This window comes from Parasphingopyxis algicola, assembly GCF_013378075.1.
Lineage (GTDB): Bacteria > Pseudomonadota > Alphaproteobacteria > Sphingomonadales > Sphingomonadaceae > Parasphingopyxis > Parasphingopyxis algicola.
Map to the genome: position 1 here is coordinate 1,237,861 of NZ_CP051131.1, position 22,121 is coordinate 1,259,981.

The 22,121-nt window shown below is 63.9% G+C and carries 23 protein-coding genes and 2 tRNA genes; 12 read left to right on the forward strand and 13 right to left on the reverse strand.

What is annotated here, in order from left to right:
* Positions 1–38 precede the first annotated feature (38 nt).
* Genes HFP57_RS06155 through pgsA form a run of 3 tightly spaced genes read right to left on the reverse strand, consistent with a single transcriptional unit; the run spans position 39 to position 1,311 of the window.
* Positions 39–488, reverse strand: coding sequence for a molybdenum cofactor biosynthesis protein MoaE (locus HFP57_RS06155; RefSeq protein ID WP_176868967.1), 450 nt, complete (start codon positions 486–488; stop codon positions 39–41).
* The gene (moaD, locus tag HFP57_RS06160; protein WP_176868968.1) at positions 485–742 is read right to left on the reverse strand and encodes a molybdopterin converting factor subunit 1; all 258 of its coding nucleotides are present in this window, start codon (positions 740–742) and stop codon (positions 485–487) included. Before moaD ends, HFP57_RS06155 begins: the two co-directional genes overlap by 4 nt.
* Before the next feature lie 5 nt (positions 743–747).
* Positions 748–1,311, reverse strand: a complete 564-nt coding sequence (gene pgsA / locus HFP57_RS06165) for a CDP-diacylglycerol--glycerol-3-phosphate 3-phosphatidyltransferase (RefSeq protein ID WP_176868969.1) — start codon at positions 1,309–1,311, stop codon at positions 748–750.
* Positions 1,312–1,460: 149 nt separating this feature from the next.
* On the opposite strand from pgsA, the gene HFP57_RS06170 reads away from it, so the two are divergent.
* Entirely contained in the window at positions 1,461–2,741 is a 1,281-nt protein-coding gene (locus HFP57_RS06170) for an MFS transporter (protein ID WP_176868970.1), read from the forward strand.
* 121 nt (positions 2,742–2,862) lie between these two features.
* Here the strand turns inward: HFP57_RS06170 and HFP57_RS06175 are convergent, their stop codons facing one another.
* Together HFP57_RS06175 and HFP57_RS06180 are read right to left on the reverse strand one after the other, a co-directional pair.
* Entirely contained in the window at positions 2,863–3,057 is a 195-nt protein-coding gene (locus HFP57_RS06175; RefSeq protein ID WP_176868971.1) for a hypothetical protein, read from the reverse strand.
* Between the two features lie 116 nt (positions 3,058–3,173).
* Positions 3,174–4,034 carry an HpcH/HpaI aldolase/citrate lyase family protein gene (locus HFP57_RS06180; RefSeq protein ID WP_176868972.1) on the reverse strand — a complete coding sequence of 287 codons (861 nt, stop codon included), beginning with the start codon at positions 4,032–4,034 and terminating at the stop codon, positions 3,174–3,176.
* 98 nt (positions 4,035–4,132) lie between these two features.
* Between HFP57_RS06180 and HFP57_RS06185 the strand changes: the two genes are divergently transcribed.
* A complete protein-coding gene (locus HFP57_RS06185) occupies positions 4,133–4,894 on the forward strand; it encodes a crotonase/enoyl-CoA hydratase family protein (RefSeq protein ID WP_176868973.1) in 762 nt (253 codons plus the stop codon).
* Between the two features lie 47 nt (positions 4,895–4,941).
* The gene (locus HFP57_RS06190) at positions 4,942–5,919 is read left to right on the forward strand and encodes an NAD(P)H-dependent flavin oxidoreductase (RefSeq protein WP_176868974.1); all 978 of its coding nucleotides are present in this window, start codon (positions 4,942–4,944) and stop codon (positions 5,917–5,919) included.
* Between the two features lie 22 nt (positions 5,920–5,941).
* On the opposite strand, the gene HFP57_RS06195 is transcribed toward HFP57_RS06190, so the two are convergent.
* From HFP57_RS06195 to HFP57_RS06205, 3 genes are all read right to left on the reverse strand, one after another.
* On the reverse strand, positions 5,942–6,538 hold the full coding sequence (locus tag HFP57_RS06195) for a hypothetical protein (RefSeq protein WP_176868975.1): 597 nt from the start codon (positions 6,536–6,538) through the stop codon (positions 5,942–5,944).
* A 72-nt stretch (positions 6,539–6,610) separates the two neighbouring features.
* Positions 6,611–6,686, reverse strand: a tRNA-Ala gene (locus HFP57_RS06200).
* 62 nt (positions 6,687–6,748) lie between these two features.
* Positions 6,749–7,105 (reverse strand): TIGR02300 family protein, encoded by a 357-nt coding sequence (locus tag HFP57_RS06205; RefSeq protein WP_176868976.1) that lies wholly within the window; start codon positions 7,103–7,105, stop codon positions 6,749–6,751.
* A gap of 199 nt (positions 7,106–7,304) precedes the next feature.
* Here HFP57_RS06205 and aroA point away from each other — a divergent pair, with 199 nt between their 5' ends.
* From aroA to HFP57_RS06250, 9 genes are all read left to right on the forward strand, one after another.
* Positions 7,305–8,645 (forward strand): 3-phosphoshikimate 1-carboxyvinyltransferase, encoded by a 1,341-nt coding sequence (gene aroA, locus HFP57_RS06210; RefSeq protein ID WP_176868977.1) that lies wholly within the window; start codon positions 7,305–7,307, stop codon positions 8,643–8,645.
* Entirely contained in the window at positions 8,642–9,268 is a 627-nt protein-coding gene (locus HFP57_RS06215; RefSeq protein WP_176868978.1) for a (d)CMP kinase, read from the forward strand. Before aroA ends, HFP57_RS06215 begins: the two co-directional genes overlap by 4 nt.
* 205 nt (positions 9,269–9,473) lie before the next feature.
* On the forward strand, positions 9,474–11,186 hold the full coding sequence (gene rpsA, locus HFP57_RS06220; protein ID WP_176868979.1) for a 30S ribosomal protein S1: 1,713 nt from the start codon (positions 9,474–9,476) through the stop codon (positions 11,184–11,186).
* A 301-nt stretch (positions 11,187–11,487) separates the two neighbouring features.
* Positions 11,488–11,766, forward strand: a complete 279-nt coding sequence (locus HFP57_RS06225; RefSeq protein ID WP_176871173.1) for an integration host factor subunit beta — start codon at positions 11,488–11,490, stop codon at positions 11,764–11,766.
* Positions 11,767–11,823: 57 nt separating this feature from the next.
* Positions 11,824–11,910 (forward strand) — tRNA-Leu (locus tag HFP57_RS06230).
* A gap of 78 nt (positions 11,911–11,988) precedes the next feature.
* Complete coding sequence (locus HFP57_RS06235) at positions 11,989–13,404, forward strand: alkaline phosphatase PhoX (RefSeq protein WP_176868980.1); 1,416 nt, start codon at positions 11,989–11,991, stop codon at positions 13,402–13,404.
* A gap of 44 nt (positions 13,405–13,448) precedes the next feature.
* The gene (locus tag HFP57_RS06240) at positions 13,449–14,993 is read left to right on the forward strand and encodes a peptide ABC transporter substrate-binding protein (protein WP_246263428.1); all 1,545 of its coding nucleotides are present in this window, start codon (positions 13,449–13,451) and stop codon (positions 14,991–14,993) included.
* A complete protein-coding gene (locus HFP57_RS06245; RefSeq protein WP_176868981.1) occupies positions 14,993–16,474 on the forward strand; it encodes an ABC transporter substrate-binding protein in 1,482 nt (493 codons plus the stop codon). The genes HFP57_RS06240 and HFP57_RS06245 overlap by 1 nt, the downstream gene beginning before the upstream one ends.
* 80 nt (positions 16,475–16,554) lie before the next feature.
* On the forward strand, positions 16,555–16,989 hold the full coding sequence (locus tag HFP57_RS06250; RefSeq protein ID WP_176868982.1) for a DUF4112 domain-containing protein: 435 nt from the start codon (positions 16,555–16,557) through the stop codon (positions 16,987–16,989).
* Positions 16,990–17,080: 91 nt separating this feature from the next.
* Here HFP57_RS06250 and HFP57_RS06255 read toward each other — a convergent pair whose 3' ends face one another.
* From HFP57_RS06255 to HFP57_RS06275, 5 genes are all read right to left on the reverse strand, one after another.
* Positions 17,081–17,797: a ribonuclease T2 family protein gene (locus HFP57_RS06255; RefSeq protein ID WP_176868983.1), complete on the reverse strand. Its 717-nt coding sequence runs from the start codon at positions 17,795–17,797 to the stop codon at positions 17,081–17,083.
* The gene (gene nadC / locus HFP57_RS06260; protein ID WP_176868984.1) at positions 17,797–18,645 is read right to left on the reverse strand and encodes a carboxylating nicotinate-nucleotide diphosphorylase; all 849 of its coding nucleotides are present in this window, start codon (positions 18,643–18,645) and stop codon (positions 17,797–17,799) included. The genes HFP57_RS06255 and nadC overlap by 1 nt, the downstream gene beginning before the upstream one ends.
* On the reverse strand, positions 18,642–19,973 hold the full coding sequence (locus HFP57_RS06265; RefSeq protein ID WP_176868985.1) for a DUF2254 domain-containing protein: 1,332 nt from the start codon (positions 19,971–19,973) through the stop codon (positions 18,642–18,644). Before HFP57_RS06265 ends, nadC begins: the two co-directional genes overlap by 4 nt.
* Before the next feature lie 36 nt (positions 19,974–20,009).
* Positions 20,010–21,020: a quinolinate synthase NadA gene (nadA, locus tag HFP57_RS06270; protein ID WP_176868986.1), complete on the reverse strand. Its 1,011-nt coding sequence runs from the start codon at positions 21,018–21,020 to the stop codon at positions 20,010–20,012.
* 268 nt (positions 21,021–21,288) lie between these two features.
* Entirely contained in the window at positions 21,289–22,098 is an 810-nt protein-coding gene (locus tag HFP57_RS06275) for a cyclase family protein (RefSeq protein ID WP_246263430.1), read from the reverse strand.
* Between the last annotated feature and the right edge of the window lie 23 nt (positions 22,099–22,121).

A 22,121-nucleotide genomic window follows, 5' to 3' on the forward strand; every position in this document is an offset into this window, starting at 1 on the left:
GCGAAGTTCAAGGGGCGCCGCGCTGCGGCGCCCCTTTCCTATTGACCCGACCAGCGACCGCGCTGCTCGATATCGTCCGCGCGCGCCTCGACCCAGCCGGACCGGCCGTCGGCGAATTCCTCGCGCTTCCAGAACGGCGCATCGGTCTTGAGCCAGTCGATAACGAAATGCATGGCGTCGATGGCATCGCCCCGGTGGCGCGACGCGGCGCCGACAAAAACGATCCGCTCTCCCGGCACCATTCGGCCGACCCGATGGACGATCGTCAGCGCCGAAAGTGCCCAGCGGCGGGCGGCATCCTCGGCGATGCGCCGCAACGCATCCTCCGTCATCCCGGGATAATGTTCGAGTTCGAGCGCCACGAGACCGCCATCGCCCCGCACCAGCCCGGTGAAAGTCGCGATCGCACCCGCGCCGTCGATTGCAAGCCCGGCGCTTTCGGCCGCCGGGTCGAATACCTCCTTCTGGACCCGGATGTCCGGCGTCATCCGCCCGTCACCGGCGGAAACAGCGCGATCTCCCGGACGCCGGCCAGCGGCGCATCGAAGCCGGCGAATTCCTGGTCGATTGCGACGCGCAGCCGCTCCTTGTCGGCAAGAGCTTCGGCATATCCGCCGCCGCGAGCCGCGAGCCAGTCGATCAGGGCGTCGACCGTTTCCACGCCGTCGGGCGGTTCGATCGTTTCGGCATCGCGGCCGAGCGCCTCGCGTACCCAAGCGAAATAGAGCAGTTCGATCGCCATAGCGCTCAATCCATATGTTTGAGACCGGCGCGGAGATAATCCCAGCCGGTAATCATCGTCAGCCCGGCCGCCAGCCATAGCGACACCAGCCCGACCATCTTCACCCAGGCGAAGTCGGTCCAGCCGCCATGGGCCACGGCTCCTGCCAGGATCAGCGCGCCGAGCGCGACCATCTGGAAGGCGGTCTTCCATTTCGCCAACTGGCTGACCGGCACCGAAACACTGAGCCCCGCGAGGAATTCGCGCAGGCCGGACACGATGATCTCCCGCAACAGGATGACGATCGCCGCGATCACGTGCCAGCTCTCGATGTCGCGCGTGAAAATGAGCATCACGATCACGGAGGCGACCATGATCTTGTCGGCGATCGGATCGAGAAAGATGCCGAGCTTCGACACCGTCCCCTGGGAGCGCGCGAGGTATCCGTCAAGATAATCGGTCGCACCGACGGTGCAGTAAAGAATGAAGGCGCAGATATAGCCGAACCAGCCCGAATCCCAGAGCAGCGCGACGAGCACCGGAACGGCGAAAATGCGCGAAAGCGTCAGCAGATTGGGCAAGGTCAGCATGGTCGGCCCCTCCTAACCGCTTTTGCCAACGCAACAAAGCCTCGTCGCGACAATGGCGGGCGCGGGCCCGGCCCTTGGCGCGCCGGAAAGCCTCCGCTATGCGTGCTCTCCATCTCGACGCACCCCCTTCCCTCTTCCCGAAGGACTGCATGCCGACATCGCTCGAACTTTTGACCAAGCGCCGCTTTGCGCCCCTGTTCGTTACCCAGATGCTGGGCGCGTTCAACGACAATCTGTTCAAGTTCGCGATGGTCGTACTCGTGATCTACGAAATCTATGATGACGAGACGCTCGAATTCCAGTTCAGCTCGATCTCGACCGGCCTGTTCATCCTGCCATTCTTCCTGCTGTCCGCGATTGCCGGGCAGCTGGCCGACAATATGGACAAGGCGAAGATCATCCGCTTCGTCAAAACGCTGGAAATCGTCATCGCTCTGACCGGCGCGGCCGGCCTGATCCTTCAGTCGATACCGCTCATGCTGACCGCCCTGTTCGCGCTCGGAGCCCAGTCGACATTTTTCGGGCCGATCAAATATGCGATACTGCCGCAGCATCTCGAAAAGGACGAAGTGCTGGCCGGCACCGGCCTCGTCGAAGCGGGCACCTATATCGCGATCCTGGCCGGCACCATATTGGGCGGCGTGATCGTCGACTGGCTGGGCGCCTTCTGGGCCGCGGTCTGGGTTTTGACGGTCGCGCTGGTCGGTAGGATCAGCGCGCATTTCGTGCCCGCCGCACCGGCCCAGAAGGAACCGGAGCCGATCGACTACAACATCTTCCGCTCGTCCTACCGCCTCGTGAACGGGACGATGCATATCCGGCGGCTCTTCCTCGCGATTATCGCGATCAGCTTCTTCTGGACGATCGGCTCGGTGCTGATCATCCAGTTCCCGCCGCTGGTGAAGAATGTGCTGACCGCCGACCCCAAGGTCGCGAGCATGTTCCTCGGCATATTCTCGATCGGCATCGCGATCGGATCGATCCTTTCGAACCGCATACTCAAGGGCCAGGTTTCGGCGCGGATCGCCCCGTTCAGCGTGATCGTGATGGGCGGGTTCGTGCTTATCCTCTATTTCATCGCGATCCAGTGGCAGGGCCTGGAAAACGGCGAACTCTACGATCTGGTCGGGTTCATCATGCACGACGGCAGCTGGCTGTTGCTCGCCGTCCTGATGGGCGTGGCGATCGCCGGCGGGATGTTCGTCGTGCCGCTCTATGCCTTTCTGACGACCACCGTCGACCTGAGCCAGACGGCGCGGACCATCGCCGCGAACAATGTCGTCAATTCGGGATCCATGGTGCTCGGCGCGCTGGCGGCATTCGGGCTGAGCGTGCTCGGTGTTTCGACGACCGAGCAACTGTTCCTCGTGGCGGCCATGTGCCTCGTATCCGCCTGGACCGCCTGGCTGCTTCACAAAGCCTGCGATTAGGATTTTTCGGATATTTCTTTGTCAGACCTTCGGCTGCGCCTCAGGCGCGGCACCGGGAATTGTTCGTCAGAATTTCCCTACCGGAAAATCGCGAGCAACGTTCTGACAAACAGCATCCCGCCTAGCCCAGGAACGTCATGAAAAAGACGAAGCCGCCGGCCCAGGTGACGGTGAAGAGCCGCGCGTTTTCGGCCAGCTCCCCGCGCCGGGGAAATGGCGGGCGGCGCAGCGTAATGATCGTGTCGATATCGCGCTCGCGGCGGATGAGGTCGACGGTGAGCGGCGCGTAGGGCGAGTCGGATGGAGCGGTTGCCATGACCGCTCGTTAACATTTTGTTTACCATCCCGTTTACACTCGAAGATGGTTAAGATGGGGATAGCCGGCCGATGTCCCCGATCGGGACAAGCCCGACCGCCAGTTCTACGAGTATCTCAGTCCCGCGCCGCCTCGCGCTCGGCAATTGCCTCGGCCAGCGCGACGAGCCGCTCGGCCTCGGCGAGATGCAGCCGTTCGACCATTGCGCCGTCCACCTCGAGCACGCCCTTCCCGGCATTTTCGGGCTCGGCAAAGGCCGCGATGATCGCGCGCGCATCCTGCAGCGCTGTGCGCGAAGGGGCGAATATCCGGTTTGCCGCGTCCAGCTGATCGGGGTGGATCAGCGTCTTGCCGTCGAAACCGAGTTCCCTGCCCTGCTCGCATTCGCCGGCGAGCGCGGCATCGTCGCCGATGCCGTTGAACACCCCGTCGATCACGATCTTGCCATGCGCCCGGGCCGCCATCACGGTCAGCGAAAGCGCGGTGGCGAAGGCTTCGCGGCCGGACCGCAACCTGGCCTGCATGTCCTTGGCGAGGTCGTTGGTGCCCATTACCATCGCCGAGAGTCTCGGCGCCGCCGCGATCTCGGCAATGTTGAGAATCGCGAGCGGCGTTTCGATCATCGCCCAGATCGGCAGGTCGGCCTCCGAGGCGCCGTCGATATCCGCCGCGCGCGAGATTTTCGGGATCAGCAAGCCGTCCGGCCGTGCCGCTTTCACCATCGCAAGATCGTCCGCGTTCCACTCGGTATCCGCGCCGTTGACACGGACGACAAGCTCGCGCCCGCCATAGCCGCCGGCCGCAATCGTTTCGGCCACCTGGTCGCGCGCTGCCGCCTTGGCATCGGGCGCAACGGCGTCTTCCAGATCGAAGATCAGCACATCGGCGGGCAAGGATTTCGCCTTTTCCAGCGCCCGGGCATTGGCGCCGGGCATATAGAGGCAGGAACGGCGGGGGCGGAATGCGGGATCGGTCATGCGCGCCCTTATTCCGCAAGGCCGGGCACAAACCAAGGTTGACGTGAACGTAAAGCAAGGCGAGAGTGGCGCCAAACAGAATCACGGGAGAAGCGATCATGTCCGAAGCCGTCCTTACCGACACCGAAAACGGCGTCCTCACCATCACCATCAACCGCCCCGAAGCCAAGAACGCCGTCAACCGCGCGGTCGCCGAAGGCATCGCCGCGGCGATCGAAACGCTCGAGCGCGACGACAGTCTGATGATCGGCATCATCACCGGCGCAGGCGGCACCTTCTGCTCCGGCATGGACCTCAAGGCCTTCCTCCAGGGCGAGCTTCCCGTCGTCAGCGGCAAGGGCTTCGCCGGTTTCGTCGAAGCCCCGCCCGCCAAGCCGCTGATCGCGGCGGTGGACGGCTATGCGCTCGCCGGCGGCATGGAAGTCGCCATCGCCTGCGATCTCGTCGTCGCCAATAACGACGCGAAATTCGGCATTCCCGAAGTGAAGCGCGGGCTTGCCGCCGGCGCGGGCGCCCTGCTCCGCCTGCCCCGCCTGATTCCACAGCGCTATGCGATGGAGCTGGCGCTGACCGGCGATTTCATCGATGCGGGACGCGCGGCCGAAATGGGCTTCGTCAACCGTGTCGTCGACGGCCCGGCGCTCGACGGCGCCAAGGAACTCGCAGCGAAAATCGCCGAGAACGGCCCGCTCGCGGTAAAGGCCAGCAAGCAAGTCATCGCCAGGACCGAAGACTGGTCGCACGACGAAATGTGGGCCGAGCAACAGAAGATCATCGGCGGCATTTTTACATCGGAAGACGCGCGCGAAGGCGCCGCCGCCTTTGCCGAGAAGCGCAAGCCGAACTGGAAGGGCCGCTAAGGCATCTTCCCAAGAACAATAACAAATCCGCTCGAGGAGACTGCACAATGAAAACCCGCATCACCGAACTGTTCGGCATCGAACATCCGATCATCCAGGGCGGCATGCATTATGTCGGCTTTGCCGAACTCGCGGCGGCGGTTTCCGAGGCGGGCGGACTGGGTATCATCACGGGCCTGACCCAGAAGACGCCCGAAGATCTCGACAAGGAGATCAAGAAGGCCAAGGACATGACCGACAAGCCGATCGGCGTGAACCTGACCTTCCTCCCCGCCTTCACCGCCCCGCCCTATCCCGAATATATCGATGCGATCATTTCGAACGGGATCACGGTCGTCGAAACGGCGGGCCGCAATCCGCAGGAGCATCTGCCGCGGCTCAAGGAAGCCGGGATCAAGATCATCCATAAATGCACGAGCGTCCGCCACAGCCTCAAGGCCCAGTCGATCGGCTGCGACGCGGTGTCGGTCGACGGTTTCGAATGCGGCGGCCATCCGGGCGAGGACGATATCCCGAACATGATCCTGCTGCCCCGCGCCGCCGACGAACTCGACATTCCCTTCGTCGCCTCGGGCGGCCAGGCCGATGCGCGAAGCCTTGTGGCCTCGCTCGCGATGGGCGCGGAGGGCATGAATATGGGCACGCGCTTCATCGCAACGAAGGAAGCGCCGGTGCACCAGAATGTGAAACAGGCGATCGTCGATGCGAGCGAACTCGATACGGCGCTCGTCATGCGACCGCTGCGCAATACCGAGCGCGTGCTGAAGAACGCGGCGGTCGACGAAATCCTCAAGATCGAGAAGGAAAAGGGCGCCGACCTCCAGATTACCGATATCCTGGATCAGGTCGCCGGCGTTTACCCCGAGATCATGATGGAAGGCGAGATGGATCGCGGCGCCTGGAGCTGCGGCATGGTCGCCGGCCTCATCAACGATATTCCGACCTGCAAGGAATTGATCGACGGCATCATGGAAGAGGCCGATGCGATCATCACACAGCGGCTGGAGGGCTTTCTGGCAGCCTAAGTGTGAGACGTCTTGGGAGCGCTCAGCGCGGCAGAACATCCTCGGTTATATATTGGGCATAGGCTCGCGTTACCCAGCGACTCAGACGACAAATCCGCTCGGTTTTGGACTGTATCTCCTCGAACGATGCTGGCGTTAGGAAATGCGTTAGCCCTTCAGATTTTACCATGTCCCAATGATCGAATTTCGTTCCCTGTTTGATACTGGGTAATCCCATCCGACTATGAACCATCATATCCCGAAATGAGCCAAACCGGTCCAGCCGCTCCAGCATGAGGTTGATCCACGGCGCCAGCGGCTTGAGCGGCCCTTCAGCACTCCCAACATTCCTTAGAAACTTTGCTTTTGCCTGACGGCTATAGGGATATTGGGACTTCAGTCTTGCGTAACGCGCCAATCTAGACGCGCGAATGCAAAGCTCAGTTTCGATTGTTTCGATATTGGGCCAAGCCGCAATGAATGCGCCTCGATACATGAGAACCAACGCTAGATCTTTGCTGTCCACCCACCGATTGATTTCAGGGTGAAGCAAATGGATCGGATATAGATCGAAAGTGACAGTACCTCGGCGCCCACCCGGCAGATAATCAGGCCAAACAAGCCTACGGTTCTTATTCAAGGAACGGCCCTCGCTATCGCTCGGGAGAATTTCGGGAAAAGGCGCCGCGCGCCTTTTCTCTCTCCGAAATTCTGGTGGAGCCGAGGGGGATCGAACCCCTGACCTCTACACTGCCAGTGTAGCGCTCTCCCAGCTGAGCTACGGCCCCATCAGGTGCGGGAGCGGCGCATGTAGCGCCGCCGCCCGCCTTAGGCAAGACGGTTTACCGTCTTAGCTGTCGTCTTCCTTGTCGTCGCCGGACGCGCTGGTGTCGACCTGGATGTCGTCGTCACCGCCCAGATCGACTTCGTCGTCGGGATTGATCTCGGCATCCTCGTCGACATCGGCGACGAGATCTTCATCTTCGTCGTCATCGTCGCCCGAAAGATCGGCGTCGTCCTTCTTTTCTTTCTCGTCCTTCTTCTCGTCGAAAATGACCGGCTGCTTCGACTTCAGAACCGGCTCCGGTTCCCAGATCGCGCCGCATTCGCTGTTGATGCAGGTAACCGGATCCTCTTCGCCGAGATCGTAGAAACGGGTTCCGCATTTCGGGCAGGTCCGCTTCGTGCCCCATTCTGGCTTCACCATTGGATTGTGTCTTTCATCGCTTCGGAAAATATTGGCGCAGGCTTGAGCCCGCAGTCGGGCGGGCGCTTGCCACATGGGATTGCCACTGTCAAAAGCCAAGGCCCGCAGATGCGGTTTCGTCCCGGACGGGCGACACGGCGGTTTGCGATCAACTCAGCCCGGCAGGCGCTGTCGGACCCAAACCCCCATAAGGACTTCCATGTCAGAAAAGCCGATACCCCGCACTTTCGAATCGCTGGGGCCGATGAGCGGCTATGCCCGCGTGCCGGGCGACAAGTCGATCAGCCACCGCGCGCTGATCCTCTCGGCGATGGCGGTCGGCGAAAGCCGGATCGAGGGACTTCTGGAAAGCGAGGACGTCATTGCGACAGTCGCCGCGCTCTGGTCGATGGGGTCGCAGATCGGCCAGGATTCGAACGGCAACTGGGTGGTAAACGGCGTGGGCGTCGGGGGGCTTCTTCAGCCGGAAACCGCGCTCGACATGGGCAATTCGGGCACGAGCGCGCGCCTGTTGATGGGGCTTGTCGCCAGCCATGCGATCACCGCGACCTTTATCGGCGATCCGTCGCTCTCCAAGCGCCCGATGGGCCGGGTGATCGAGCCTCTCTCCAAGATGGGCGCGAGCTTTTCGGTGACGCCGGGCGACCGGCTTCCGCTGATGGTGCATGGCCGGGTACCGGCGGTACCGATCGAATATCGGTTGCCCGTCGCCTCGGCCCAGGTGAAGTCGGCGATCATGCTCGCCGCGCTCAACACGCCAGGCATCACCCGTGTCATCGAGCCCGAACGAACCCGCGACCATAGCGAGCGGATGCTGGCCGGTTTCGGCGCCGAGGTCGGGATCGAAGAAGTCGATGGCGAGCGGGTCATCGCGGTGACGGGCGAAGCCGAACTGCGGCCGCACAATATGAGCGTACCGGGCGATCCCTCGTCCGCCGCCTTCCCGCTCGTCGCGGCGCTGCTCGTCCCCGGTTCGAACGTGCTGATCCAGCATGTCGGTATCAACCCGACGCGCACCGGCCTGTTCGAGATCCTTCGCGAAATGGGCGCCGATCTCACTTACGAAAACGAACGCGACGTCGGCGGCGAACCCGTCGCCGATATCCGCGCCCGACACAGCGCGCTCACGGGAATAGAGGTGCCGCCGGACATTGCGCCGCGGATGATCGACGAATTCCCGATCCTGTTCGTCGCGGCGGCGCTGGCCGACGGCCAGACCGTAACGCGCGGGCTCGACGAACTCCGCCATAAGGAGTCGGACCGGCTTGCCGCCATGGCCCGGGGCCTGGCCCAGCTCGGCGTGCCGGTCGAGGAACGGCCGGACGGCCTCACCATCACCGGATCGGGCGGGGAAAAACTCAAGGGCGACTATGCCACGCCCCATATCGCGACCGAACTCGATCACCGCATCGCGATGAGCTTCACCGTCGCCGGCCTAGCATCGGCCCATGGCGTAACCATCGACGATATCCGGCCGATGGCGACCAGCTTCCCGAGCTTCCCGCCGATGCTGGAGGATCTGGGGGCGATCGGGCGGTGATGATCGCGGTCGACGGCCCCGCCGCGTCGGGCAAAGGCACGATTGCACGCGCGCTGGCCGCGCATTATCGCCTGCCCTGGCTCGATACCGGACTGCTTTATCGGGCGGTCGGTGTGAGTGTATTGCGCGCCGGGGGCAATCCGGACAATCCGGTCGATGCGGTGGCCGGTTGCGATTTTCCCGATCAGTTGCTCGACGATCCCGAACTGCGCAGCGAGGCTGCCGGAACTTACGCGTCGCGGGTGTCGGTTCATCCCGTGGTCCGCGCGGCGCTGATCGAGCGGCAGAAAGCCTTCGCCAACCAGCCGGGCGGCGCGGTGCTCGACGGCCGCGATATCGGCACCGTGATCGCGCCCGACGCCGATGCCAAACTGTTCGTCACGGCCAGCGCCGAAGCGCGCGCCGAACGCCGGTACAAGGACGAGCTCAAGACCGATCCCGAAGCCGATTTCGCCGCGATTCTCGCCGATATCGAGGACCGCGACCGGCGCGACAGCGAACGCGCCAGCGCACCGCTCAAACGCGCGGACGATGCGGACTTGCTCGACACGACGAACCTCACTATATCGGCCGCCGTCCAGCGGGCGATTGCGCTCGTAGAAGCTCGGACGGGTAAGCGGTAAGAGCCGCATCCACCCAGCAACGTATCAGGAAGCGGCGTTCGCGCCGCGGTCTTGGTGCGTTTTGTGCTTTTCAAACGGCACGGGCTTTTGCGGCGGAAATGCACGGCGGACGCGGGACCGGCAAGAGGCCGGTTTCGCAACGATGTTCCAAGACCTCCGGAGACAACCGGACGGCCTGAAACGATAAATGAAGGATCTTTTATCCATGGCAACTGCGCCGAATCCCACACGGGACGATTTTGAAAAACTGCTCAATGAAACCCTGGGCGACTCCGACGGCTTCGAAGGCCGCGTCGTCAAAGGTACCGTTACCGGTATCGAGAACGACCTCGCCGTCATCGATGTCGGGCTGAAATCCGAAGGCCGCGTGCCGCTTCGCGAATTCGCGAGCCCGGGCCAGAAAGCCGATCTCTCGGTCGGCGACGAAGTCGAAGTCTTTGTCGACCGCGTCGAAAATTCGCAGGGCGAAGCGATGCTCAGCCGCGATCGCGCCCGCCGCGAAGCCGCCTGGGACCGGCTCGAAGCCGAATATGACAAGGAAAGCCGCGTCGAGGGCACGATCTTCGGCCGCGTCAAGGGCGGCTTCACCGTCGATCTTGGCGGCGCCGTCGCCTTCCTTCCCGGCAGCCAGGTCGATATCCGCCCCGTGCGCGACGTCACCCCGCTGATGGACATTCCGCAGCCCTTCCAGATCCTCAAGATGGATCGCCGCCGCGGCAACATCGTCGTGTCGCGCCGCGCCGTGCTCGAGGAAACGCGCGCCGAACAGCGTTCGGATCTGATTCAGTCGCTGACCGAAGGCCAGGTTATCGAGGGTGTCGTCAAGAACATCACCGATTACGGCGCGTTCGTCGATCTCGGCGGCATCGACGGTCTGCTCCATGTCACCGACATGAGCTACAAGCGGATCAATCACCCGTCCGAAATGGTCAATATCGGCGACAAGGTCACCGTGCAGATCGTCCGCATCAACCGCGAGACTCAGCGCATCAGCCTCGGCATGAAGCAGCTCGAGACCGACCCCTGGGAAGGTGCATCGGCCAAATATCCGGTCGACGCCCGCTTCACCGGCCGCGTCACGAACATCACCGAATATGGTGCGTTCGTCGAACTGGAATCGGGCATCGAAGGCTTGGTCCATGTCTCCGAGATGAGCTGGACCAAGAAGAACGTCCATCCGGGCAAGATCGTCTCGACCAGCGAACAGGTCGAAGTCGTCGTACTCGAGGTCGACGAAGAGAAGCGCCGGATCAGCCTCGGCCTCAAACAGGCCCAGGACAATCCGTGGGACAGCTTCGCCGAACGCTTCCCGGTCGGCGCCGAAGTCGAAGGCGAAGTCAAGAACGCCACCGAATTCGGCCTGTTCGTCGGGCTCGACGGCGATGTCGACGGCATGGTCCACATGTCGGACATCAGCTGGGGCGTTTCGGGCGAAGAAGCGCTTGAGCTTCACCACAAGGGCGAAACGGTCAAGGCCGTGGTCCTCGACGTCGATCCCGAGAAGGAACGCATCAGCCTCGGCATGAAGCAGCTCGAACGCGGCGGTGCCTCCACCGACAATGGAGATCTGCGCAAGGGCAAGATATCCACGGTAACCGTGCTCGACGTTCGCGATGGCGGCCTCGACGTGCAGGTCGGCGACGACGGCCCGACGGGCTTCGTCAAGCGGGCCGATCTCGGCCGCGACCGCGACGAGCAGCGCCCGGACCGTTTCCAGGTCGGCCAGAAGTTCGACGCGATGGTCGTCGGTTTCGACCGCTCGAAGAAGCCGAACTTCTCGATCAAGGCGCTTCAGGTCGCCGAGGAGAAGCAGGCCGTCAAACAATATGGCTCGACCGATTCCGGCGCGAGCCTTGGCGATATTCTCGGCGAAGCGCTCAAGCAGAAGGGCGGCGACGAGGACGCCAAAGACAGCTGATAATCGCCAGGCCCGCTCCGTCGGGCCGGCGAAAACAGAACCCGCGACTCGCGCGACCGCATCCATTGCGGTCTGCGATCGCGGGTTCTTTTTTGTGAATCCGTCTCAAAATGCGACGCAATTGCCTGAATATTCGTCAAACTGCCGCAAATCCGCCGCGCTCGGCTTGAAAAAGTTACGAAACCGGAACATTACCGAAAGAGCAGCGGTCGTGAGCATCACAAAGGTGCCCGGCTTCTGCCGTAGCGGCATAAAGCCGCACGTAGGTGTCGCAACAAATGGCCTTTGGGGGAATGCCTTCATGATCCGATCCGAACTCGTTCAGAAGATCGCGGCTGACAATCCGGAACTGTCGACCAAGGATGTCGAACGTCTGGTCAATTGCTTCTTCGATTCCATTACCGAACAACTGGCGAAGGGCGGGCGGGTCGAGCTGCGCGGCTTCGGCGCTTTCTCGACACGTGAACGCAAGGCGCGCGTGGGCCGCAACCCGCGCACGGGAGAATCCGTCAACGTACCGGCCAAACGCGTGCCTTATTTCAAGCCCGGCAAGGAAATGCGCGAACGCCTCAACGTCTGAGGCGGCGATCCTTTTTGCGCTTGTAACACCGATGGAGTTCGGCCACCCCTTCCCCATGCGGACGTGGCGAAACCGGTAGACGCTGCAGACTTAAAATCTGCTTCCCGTAAGGGAGTGCGGGTTCGAGTCCCGCCGTCCGCACCATCGTATCGACAGATTTCCACTGTCACATTTTCGCGCTAGTCTTCCATCCATTCGATCCAGCCGAAATGGACAGCGCCCATGACACTCTCCCGACGCACTTTCCTCCGATATGGACAGGCCGCCGGCCTCTTCTACTCTGCAACCGCACTTGGCGGGTTCTCCGCGATCGCGGCACCGGCAGGCCCGACGCGCCTTGTCGGCGATGCCGGCGCGCTGCTCGCCCTGCCCGAAGGCTTCACCTATTCGGTCGTCTCCGAAACCGGCGGGACGATGGCGGACGGCTTTTTCCGGCCCGGCCGGCCCGACGGCATGGCCTGTTTCGCCGACCCCGCCAACGCCGATCGCTGCATCCTCATGCGCAACCACGAGAATTGGCCCGATACCGACCATGGCAGCCCGTTCGGCGAGAATAACGAACTCCTGCCCCGGCTCGGCGAGGGAATGCTGTATGACCGCAAGCCGGACGACAGCCCCTTTTTCGGCGGAGTGACGCGGGTCGTGTACGATATGCGCGCAGGCCGGCTCGTCGAGGACCATCTCGTCCTCACCGGCACCTCGGGCAATTGCGCGGGCGGCGCGACTCCCTGGGGGTCATGGCTGAGTTGCGAGGAATCGCCGGTCATGCCGCCGGACGATGCGCAGCGACCACACGGCTTCGTCTTCGAAACGCCGGCGTCGGCGACCGGCGTGATACCGCCGGTGCCGCTCACGGCCATGGGCCGGTTCGCGCATGAAGCGGTCGCGATCGACCCCGATACCGGGATCGTCTATCTGACCGAGGATAGCCGCACCGGGCTCTTCTACCGCTTTCTTCCCGAAACGCCTGGCGAACTTCATCGCGGCGGGCGGCTCCAGGCGCTCGCGATCCGCGAATGGCTCTCGGCCATTACCAGCAACTGGCCAAGCGACTGGGGCGGCCCCGGGCTGGGCGCGATCGAACCGGGCCGTTCCTTCTCCGTCGACTGGATCGATCTCGACGATGTCGAGGCGCCGGAAGGCGATCTGGCGGCGCGCGGCCATGCCGCCGGCGCCGCGCAATTCTATCGCGGCGAAGGCATGGATTATGGCCGGCGGCCCGGCGGCAGCGGCGGCGACATCTTCTTCAACTGCACCCAGGGCGGCGTGCAGCGCGCGGGGCAGGTCTGGCGGTACACGCCCGGCCCGGCCGAAGGACAGGCCGGCGAAGGCGATGCGCCCGGCATGCTGACCCTGATCTACGAATCGCCCGGCGCGGACACGCTCGACATGTGCGACAATCTGGCCGTCGCGCCCTGGGGCGATCTGATCCTGTGCGAGGACGGCCGCGGCGACCAGTATCTGCGCGGCCTGACCCCAAGCGGGCAGATCTACGACTTTGCCCGCAACCTGCATCCCGACCGCAGCGAGTTTTGCGGCGCCTGTTTCTCGCCGGACGGCCGCATCCTGTTCGTCAACATCCAGGAACCCGGCATCACTCTGGCCATCCGCGGCCCCTGGGAAACACTCCGCGCCTGACACGAGGCTTGGTGCCGGGCTACCGCCTGGCCTAGACTGCAACCGTGCCCGATCTGCGCGCGATAGCCATTCTGTTCGCCCTGCTGCTCGCCGCGTGCGGCGGGGCGGATGCGGGTGCGCCGCCGGACGATATGCTCGTCCGGCTTGCCGATGACGAGATCAAGTCGCTCGATCCGCACCGCGTGTCCGATCTCGCCTCGCTGCGCGTCGCTGCCGATCAGTTCGAGGGGCTGACGCGCTATACGGCCGATGGCGGTATCGAACCGGGGCTCGCCGCAACATGGTCGGCGTCGGACGACGGACTCGTCTGGGATTTCACGCTGCGCGAAGGTCTCGCCTTTTCCGACGGCGAACCGATCGACGCTACCCTCTTCGTCGCAATCTTCGAGCGGCTGCGCGATCCGGCGTCGGCGGCACCCACGGCCTCGCTTTTCGACGCGATCGAGTCCGTCGAAGCGCCGTCCCGCGAGCGGGTGCGTGTCACCCTCGCCTATCCTTTTCCGGCATTGCTCGAGCTGCTCGCCCATCCGGCGATGGGCGCACTGCCGCTCCACCGCGTCGCGGCGGTCGGCGAAGGCTGGACCGGCGAACGGCCGCTCGTCACCTCGGGCCCCTATCGGCTCGTCGACTGGACGCTCAACGATCGCGCGCTGCTGGAGCGTAATCCGCGGTGGCATGACGGCGTGGCGCCGATCGCGCGGATCGCCTGGCGACCGGTCGATGACAGTCTGACGGCGATGCGGATCTTTCTGGCCGGCGGCGCCGATGTCGCGGGCGAGTTTCCGGCGACGCGCCTCGCCTCTTTACGGGCAAACCACCCGAACGCCACCCGCCTCGCGCCCTATCGCGGCGCCTATTACTTCGCGTTCAATACCCGTCGGCCGCCCTTCGACGATGTCCGCGTCCGGCGCGCGCTCAGCCTCGCCATCGACCGGCGCTGGATCTCGGAGGAGCTGCTGGCGATCGGCACCCGGCCTGCCTGGGGCATCATCCCGCCCGGCATGTCCGGGCTCGATCCGCTCCGCTCCGATAGCGCGGACCGGTCGCGCGCGGAGCACCGCGCCGAGGCCCGCCGGCTGCTCGCCGAAGCCGGATACGGACCGGACAATCCGCTGAGCTTCGACATCCGCTTCAACAGCGCCGCCGAGCACCGGCGCATCTCGGTCGCGCTTGCCGCGATGTGGGAGCCGCTCGGCGTCGAGGCGCGCCTGTTCAACAGCGAGGCGACCCTGCATTTCGCAGCGCTGCGCCGCGCCGATTTCACGTTCGCGCGCTCGGGCTGGATCGGCGACATTTCGGCGCCCGAAAATTTCCTCGCCGTCCATCGCTCGGATGCGGGCGTCATCAACTATTCGGGCTATGCCAATCCGGCCTATGACGCAGCGCTCGATGCGGCGCTCGCCGAACCGGATCCAGCCGTCCGCTCCCGGTTGATGCGGGCCGCGGAGGCGATCCTCGTCCGCGATGCGCCGATCCTGCCGATCTATTATTATGTCAGCCGGTCGCTCGTGTCCGAGCGCGTGTCGGGCTGGATCGACAATCCGGCCAATGTGCATCCCAGCCGCACGCTGCTACTGACCGACGCGTGATGATCCGCCGCACACTTCCGATTCTCGCCCTTTTCATCGCCGCCTGCGCCGATGGCGAGGATGCGGGCCCGGTTCGTGTCGACCTGATCGCCGAGCCGACCGATTTTGCCGAGCCGCTGGCCGCGCTTCCTTCGCCCGCAGACGCGCTGTTGCTCGAGGCGACCGCGCAAGGTCTCGTCCGTCTCGACGGCGAGGGACAGGTCGAGCCGGCGCTCGCGCAGCGCTGGATCGTGCTCGACGAGGGCCAGACCTATGTCTTTCGCCTCAACGACGTGACCTGGGAGGACGGCACGGCGGTGACCGCCGGGCAGGTCGCTCAACAGCTGCGCAATGCCGGCCGGCCCGGCAGCCGCAACCGGCTCGCGCGGCAGCTCTCCGATATCGAGGAGATCAGCGCCGTCACGCCGCAGGTCGTCGAGATCAATCTCCGCCGTCCGCGACTGGATTTTCTCCAGCTGCTCGCCGCTCCGGATCTCGCCATACTCGTAGAAGGCTCGGGGCTCGGGCCCTTCGTGATCGCGGATGGCTATGCGCCGGAGGACGGGACCGTGCTGCTCGCCCCGCGCCGCGAGCCGCCGGAGGAGATCGACGGCGAGATCGTCGAACCCGAACCGATCGCGCCCGATCAAACGGTCGAACTGCGCTTCCGGCCGGGCGCCACCGCCGTCGCGCGCTTCGATCGCGGCCTGACCGATATCGTCTTGGGCGGGAACTGGAATAGCCTGCCCTATGCCGAGGCGATCGATCCGACCTCCGCCCGGTTGCAGCTCGATCCGGTCGAAGGCCTGTTCGGTCTCGCGATCGTCGAGCAGACCGGCTTTCTCGCGATGCCGCAGAACCGGGAGATATTGTCGCTGGCGATCGACCGGGGTCAGCTCGCCGGATATTTCGGCGGCGACAGGGCCGAAGCGCGCCTTTCGATCGTGCCGCCGGACAGCGAGGGGCTCGCCGACATGGTCGGGCCGCCCTGGGCGAATAGCACCGTCGCGCTGCGCCGCAGCTTCGCGCGGCAGGCGGTCGCCAACTGGCGGGCGGCCAATGGCGATATCGAACCGCTGCGCGTCGCGCTGCCCGAGGGGCCGGGCAATCGCGGCGTCTTCGCTGCGCTACGCACCAACTGGGCAGCCGTCGGTATACCGGTCGAGCGCGTCGACTGGTCGGCCGATGCCGATCTGCGGCTGATCGACCGGGTGGCGGCGACCGACAGTGCGACCTGGTATCTCGAACAGTTCCGCTGCAATCGCGGCCTTCCGTGCAGCGACGGCTATGCGGACCTGCTGGACCAGATCGACGAAGCGCCGTCCGAACGGGTCCGATCGATCCGGATCACCGAGGCCGCCACCGAACTGCAGCGGCTGACGCCCTATATCCCGTTGTTGAGGCCCATCCGCTGGGCCCTTGTTTCGTCGCGGATTACCGGTTTTGCGCCCAACCGTTTCGGCCGGCACCCGCTGGACACGCTGGTCGCGCCCACTGGATAACACTCCGCCGGCTTCCTATATCGAAAATGGTATGAGCGGTTTTCGACCTCGGTAAATCGCGTATTTCGAGAGAGTTATGGATGGCACTTAAGCAAGAACATCTGGATCGCATCGCCGATGCGATGCCCGAAATCGGCCGCGACCCGGCCTCGGTCCGACAGCGCGTCGAGGCGATGGAGGCCTTGCTCGAGCGCGGCTTCACCATGCCTGTCATCAACCGCCCGTTCGGCCTCGATTTCATCCTCGGCCTGGTCCCGGTAGTCGGCGACCTGATCGCCGCGGTAATGGGCACATGGCTGGTCTGGGAAGCCCGCAATCTCGGCATGCCGAAATGGAAGATCGCGCGGATGTTCGGCAATATCGGCGTCGACCTCGTCGTCGGCGCAGTACCGCTGATCGGCGACGCGGCCGATTTCGTCTTCCGCTCGAACACGCACAACCTCAGGATCATCCGCAAGCATCTCGACAAGCATCACCCCGAAACGGTGACGATCGAAGGTCAGCTCAATAGATAGAAATGGTAGGTTTGATTGTCAGACTCGACCTATCGGTCGAGTCTGACAAAAGAGTCTACGTGCCTGAGACGAGGCCGGAGATCCGACGAACTCAACGCCCTCGCCATATTCGCAGCCGCTCGTTCGGCCGCGCCCCGCGCTGCCAGCGAGGACAGCGGCGCGGCCGGAAATCGCGGCCGAGACAGATCCGCACTTCGGTCAGCCAGCCGCGTCCATTGCTCTGCACGCTGACCATGTCCGGCGAGACTCCGCGATTGGCCGCTGCAAAAGCCTGGGCGAACTGCCGGACGGTCAGATTGCGCCGCGAGAGCGTATTCATGTCCGGATAACGCACGGCGCGGTAGAGGATCGAACCCGCCCGCAGATAGCGGCGAGGATCGCGCGTCATGCAGCTGCCATGCTTCGCCCATTCGCGCTGGATCAGCCGCACCGACGGTGTCGTGCACAGATGCTCGCGAACCGTCGCCCGCGACAGCGCCGGTACCGGTCGGCACCATTGCGGCCAGCGCGGCCCGTTCGTCTCCGGCCACAGACCGTGCAGGATGAAACCGAACTGCCCGGCCCCGCCATCGGCGATCCCGCCGCATTGCAGGCGATGCGCCGGATCGCGGCCGCGCGTCCGGCAGAATTCCGGCGACCAGCTCAACGCCAGCAGATGGTTGGTGACCGGAGCGGTCCGGCGTTCCCCCGGCGGAATGGAAACCGCGCGCGGCGCGGCGATCCGGTCGGGTATCCGGCATTCGCGGGCCTGGGCGTGGAGGATGGACGGCAGGACAAGCAGCGCCAGCGCGGCCCACCAGCGCCGCATCAGTCGATCTCTGCGAAATCGAGGCCGATATCGGCGGCCGGCGCCGACTGGGTCAAACGGCCCACCGAAATGAAATCGACACCGGTCTTGGCGATTTCGTTGATGCTGCCGAGCGTGACCCCGCCCGACGCTTCGGTCGGCACGCGATCGCCGATCTGTTCGACGGAGCTGCGAAGCATTTCCGGCGGCATATTGTCGAGCAGCAGGCGTGTTGCTCCGGCTTCGAGCGCCGGTTCGATCTCGTCTGGGCGGTCTACCTCGACGATTATCTCATCGATCCCGGCATCGACCGCGCGGCGGACGGCCTCGCCGACACTGCCTGCGACCGCGATATGATTGTCCTTGATCATCGCCGCGTCCCACAGACCCATCCGATGGTTCTGCGCGCCGCCCATGCGGGTCGCATATTTCTCCAGCGCCCGCAGCCCCGGGATCGTCTTGCGCGTGTCGAGCAGGGTCACACCGGTGTCGGCGATCTCGTCGACATAGCCCCGGGTCATCGTCGCGATGCCCGACAGATGCTGGACGGTATTGAGAGCCGAACGTTCGGCGGTCAGCATCGCCCGGGCGAGCCCCGTCAGCTTCATCAGGTCCGTACCCGCCGGCACGCTGTCGCCGTCCGCGACCAGCCTCTCGATTTCGACATCCGGGTCCAACGCCCGGAAAAAGGCCTCGGCGATCGACAGGCCGGCGACGGTGATCGCGTCCCGGCTGTCCATGACGCCGCTGAAACGGGCGGTTTCGGGGATCACCGAAGCGGAGGTGATGTCCCCGCCCTCGCCCAGATCCTCGGCAAAGGTCGAATGGATGAAGGCGTCGAGATCGAAGCGGTCGAGGGAAAAGCTCATGTGCCGAGCTTTTCCATGGCCTCGGCGAACTTGTCAAAGCGCGCGTTCAGCTCTTCGAGCGACGGCCCTTCGATCACCGTCTTCGCCTGCTCGACGAGCTGCAGACCTTCGCGCAGCAGCAGCGCGCGGCGGTGCCGCGAGTTGGCGTTCCGGGCAACCGAATACAGCGTGTCGATAAACTTGCCCGCGGCCATCGGGCTGCCGGCCGCCGAGGCCCGGATCGCGCCGAATCCGCGATTGAGAAAATGCTCGAAATCGTCGTCGAGCGGCTGGACATGATCCCAGTCATAGCCGTCCTGCTCGGGTCCGCGATCGAGATTGCGCTGCGCCAGTTCCGCCATGCCCGCGCTCAGCCAGTGGGTCGCTGTGATCGCGGTGAACGGATCGTTGATCCCCGGCGACAATGCCCGCAGCGCGATCTCGACCAGCTCGTCGATCAGATGTTCGAGATCCTGCGTCGCGGTACGCATGCCGCCGGTCACGAAACAGTCGCGGATCCGGTCGGCCAGATCGTCGGTCAATTCCGTATCGCTGACCTCGACCAACGGTACGCCGCGATGAACGAAATCGCCGGTCCGGAGCTTGAGCGCGATACAGCCCTCCGCATCGGCGGCGATGTCCTGCAGCGTATCGAAATCGATGATCTCGATATAGCCGTTCGCAAGCGCCGTCACCGGCTCGCCCGCATTCTGCTGTCCCGGTTCGCGCCCGCCTTCTTCTTCGGGAAAGCGCGTTTTCACATCGCGAACGAACCGCTTGCCGATTCCCTGCAACACCGTGTTGATACGGATGCCGGACGGGATGTGGTGGAGGAAATAGACGAGCACCGCCACCGCCCAGATCGCCATCGCCGTCGCCACGAGCAGCGAGAGCTGCGGGGTGAAGCCCGGCAGGCTCGTCGCGGCGGCATCGGCGGCGCTCGCGGCCCGCTCGTCCTCGCCGCGCACGACGCGCAGCACCATCACCGCATAGACGAAGGTGGCGATGAAAACGCCGAGCGAGACCTGATTGCCCTTGTCCTCCATGAAATTGGTAAGCAGGCGCGGCCCGTAATTGCCCGACGCATAGGCGACGGCGGCGATGGTGATCGAAAAGACCGTCGCGGCGGTCCCAATCATCGAGCCGGCAATCACTGTCAGAACGGTGCGCGCGCCGTCCGGCCGCGCGGGCTGGAGCCAGGGGAAGTCGGTCAGCCATTCCGCCGCGCCGTTGCGATCGAGATAGATCGTGACGAACGAGAGAAAGAAGGCGATGACCGAAAACAGCGCCGGAAAGAACCAGTAGCTGGCATTGATATTCAGCCAGATGGAACGAAGGCGCGCGATCATCGCCGCATCATCCGCGAATTTTCAACGAATACAAGCCTATGCCTTGCTCAGTTCCGGCGCGCCCACATCGCCCTGCCCAACCGTGCTGCCCGCCATTTCGAGCATCCTGTCGAGGCTCTTCTTCGCCTGAACACGCAGCTCCTCATCGAGCTCGATCCGCGGTTCGAGATCGCGGAGCGCGATGTAGAGCTTTTCCATCGTGTTGAGCGCCATATAGGGGCAGATATTGCAGTTGCAGTTCCCGTCCGCGCCCGGCGCGCCGATGAAGGTCACCTCGGGCAGCGCCTTTTCCATCTGGTGCATGATGTGCGGCTCGGTCGCGACGATGACCGTATCGCTCTCCGTCTCCTTCGCCGCTTTCAGGATCGAGCTGGTCGAGCCGATATGGTCGGCATGGTCGAGGATCGCGGCCGGGCATTCCGGATGGGCGAGCACGGGCGCGCCCGGATGCTTGGCCTTGAGCTTGAGGAGTTCGGTCTCGCTGAACGCTTCATGGACGATGCAGACGCCCGGCCAGAGCAGCATCTCGCGTCCCGTCTTGCGCGCCATATAGGCGCCTAGATGCTTGTCGGGCGCGAAGATGATCTTCTGGTCCTTCGGGATCTGGTTGAGGATCTTCTCGGCGGACGAGGAGGTGACGATGATATCGGACAGCGCTTTCACGGCGGCCGAACAGTTGATGTAGGTCAGCGCGATATGATCGGGATGCGCGTCGCGGAATTCCTTGAACTTGTCGGGCGGGCAGCTGTCTTCGAGGCTGCACCCGGCGTTAAGGTCGGGCAGCACGACGATCTTGTCCGGCGACAGGATCTTAGCGGTTTCCGCCATGAACTTGACGCCGCAAAAGGCAATGACGTCCGCATCCGTTTCCGCCGCCTTGCGCGAGAGATCGAGACTGTCGCCGACGAAATCGGCGATGTCCTGGATCTCCGGATCCTGATAATAATGGGCAAGGATCACCGCATTGCGCTCCTCGCGCAGCCGGTTGATCTCTTCCTTGATATCGACGCCGGCCAGGCTGCCGCCGATTCCGTCGCGTGCGTCCATGATTCTGCTCCTTGATCCGAATATAGGAGTTCGATGGGTGAATGTCTCGCCACCCGCACCTTATCAAGCCAACAAAGCGATTGCCGGTCCGATGACGGGAATTCTAGCCCAAAGTTCACAAAGTACACACACAGCGTTGCTTGTGGGCGTAATATAATTTCCTACAGCGGCAGACGCGGAGCGGGCGACTCCTGTCCTGCGATTCCGACACGGCCTGTCCTACATTGAAAGCACCGATCGCTGCCGACATGTCCTACCCGGCCAACGACTAGCGCGCGCCCGGCACGTGCGCGACGATCCGCAGCGGTCCGCCGCTGCCGCCGCGTATCTTCATCGGCAGGGCGATGACTGTCGCGCCCAGCGGCGGGAGGCGATCGAGGCCGGCAACATTCTCGAATCCCGGAATATTTTCGGCAAACAGGATGCGATGCACCATGAAGTCTTGCGTCTGCCCATAATCGAGACTGGGCGTATCGAGGCCGACCGCGCGAATGTCGCGCTCTTCCACCAGGAACCGCGCAAGCTCGGGCGAAAGGCCGGGAAAATGCAGCTGGCTCACGGCCGCCACGCCGCGCTCGGCGGTGCCCATATAGGCGTCGGCATCCGGCCAGAATTGCGCATATCCTGTGTGGAACAGCAGGATCGCGCCTTCGGGCAAACGTCCATGCGCGGCTTCCCAGTCCTGCAAATCCTCGACCGCAACCTGATAGTCGCGATCCGCCAGCGCCGCTTCCGATACGTCGACAACTGCCGCCGGGCCGATCAGATTCTCCAGCGGAATCTCGTCCGTCGTCTGCGCGCCTTCGACGAAATGGATCGGCGCATCGAGATGGGTGCCACCATGTTCGGACGTGACGATATTATAGGCGCTGTAATACCAGCCGCCCTCGGTCATGCCCTCGAACACGGTATCGTGCCGGAACGGATCGGCCGTCGGCCAGAACACCGAATCCTCGGACAGATCATGGGTCAGATCAATCCACTCCCCCTCCAGCAGAGACGGCGCTTCGGGAGCTTCGGGCGCGCAACTGCCGAGCAAAGCGGCGACACCGATCGCGATCAGCGCATTTTTCGTCACTGCTATTCTCCCTATTCGGCGGG

Excerpts from the sequence above, each read along its gene's own strand:
- HFP57_RS06155 (WP_176868967.1), bottom strand. The coding sequence starts at position 488 with ATGACGCCGGACATCCGGGTCCAGAAGGAGGTATTCGACCCGGCGGCC.
- pgsA (WP_176868969.1), bottom strand. The coding sequence starts at position 1,311 with ATGCTGACCTTGCCCAATCTGCTGACGCTTTCGCGCATTTTCGCCGTT.
- HFP57_RS06175 (WP_176868971.1), bottom strand. The coding sequence starts at position 3,057 with ATGGCAACCGCTCCATCCGACTCGCCCTACGCGCCGCTCACCGTCGAC.
- HFP57_RS06245 (WP_176868981.1), top strand. The coding sequence starts at position 14,993 with ATGATCCGCCGCACACTTCCGATTCTCGCCCTTTTCATCGCCGCCTGC.
- HFP57_RS06180 (WP_176868972.1), bottom strand. The coding sequence starts at position 4,034 with ATGACCGATCCCGCATTCCGCCCCCGCCGTTCCTGCCTCTATATGCCC.
- nadA (WP_176868986.1), bottom strand. The coding sequence starts at position 21,020 with ATGGACGCACGCGACGGAATCGGCGGCAGCCTGGCCGGCGTCGATATC.
- HFP57_RS06235 (WP_176868980.1), top strand. The coding sequence starts at position 11,989 with ATGACACTCTCCCGACGCACTTTCCTCCGATATGGACAGGCCGCCGGC.
- HFP57_RS06190 (WP_176868974.1), top strand. The coding sequence starts at position 4,942 with ATGAAAACCCGCATCACCGAACTGTTCGGCATCGAACATCCGATCATC.
- HFP57_RS06265 (WP_176868985.1), bottom strand. The coding sequence starts at position 19,973 with ATGATCGCGCGCCTTCGTTCCATCTGGCTGAATATCAATGCCAGCTAC.
- rpsA (WP_176868979.1), top strand. The coding sequence starts at position 9,474 with ATGGCAACTGCGCCGAATCCCACACGGGACGATTTTGAAAAACTGCTC.
- HFP57_RS06225 (WP_176871173.1), top strand. The coding sequence starts at position 11,488 with ATGATCCGATCCGAACTCGTTCAGAAGATCGCGGCTGACAATCCGGAA.
- HFP57_RS06185 (WP_176868973.1), top strand. The coding sequence starts at position 4,133 with ATGTCCGAAGCCGTCCTTACCGACACCGAAAACGGCGTCCTCACCATC.
- nadC (WP_176868984.1), bottom strand. The coding sequence starts at position 18,645 with ATGAGCTTTTCCCTCGACCGCTTCGATCTCGACGCCTTCATCCATTCG.
- HFP57_RS06205 (WP_176868976.1), bottom strand. The coding sequence starts at position 7,105 with ATGGTGAAGCCAGAATGGGGCACGAAGCGGACCTGCCCGAAATGCGGA.
- HFP57_RS06170 (WP_176868970.1), top strand. The coding sequence starts at position 1,461 with ATGCCGACATCGCTCGAACTTTTGACCAAGCGCCGCTTTGCGCCCCTG.
- HFP57_RS06255 (WP_176868983.1), bottom strand. The coding sequence starts at position 17,797 with ATGCGGCGCTGGTGGGCCGCGCTGGCGCTGCTTGTCCTGCCGTCCATC.
- aroA (WP_176868977.1), top strand. The coding sequence starts at position 7,305 with ATGTCAGAAAAGCCGATACCCCGCACTTTCGAATCGCTGGGGCCGATG.
- moaD (WP_176868968.1), bottom strand. The coding sequence starts at position 742 with ATGGCGATCGAACTGCTCTATTTCGCTTGGGTACGCGAGGCGCTCGGC.
- HFP57_RS06250 (WP_176868982.1), top strand. The coding sequence starts at position 16,555 with ATGGCACTTAAGCAAGAACATCTGGATCGCATCGCCGATGCGATGCCC.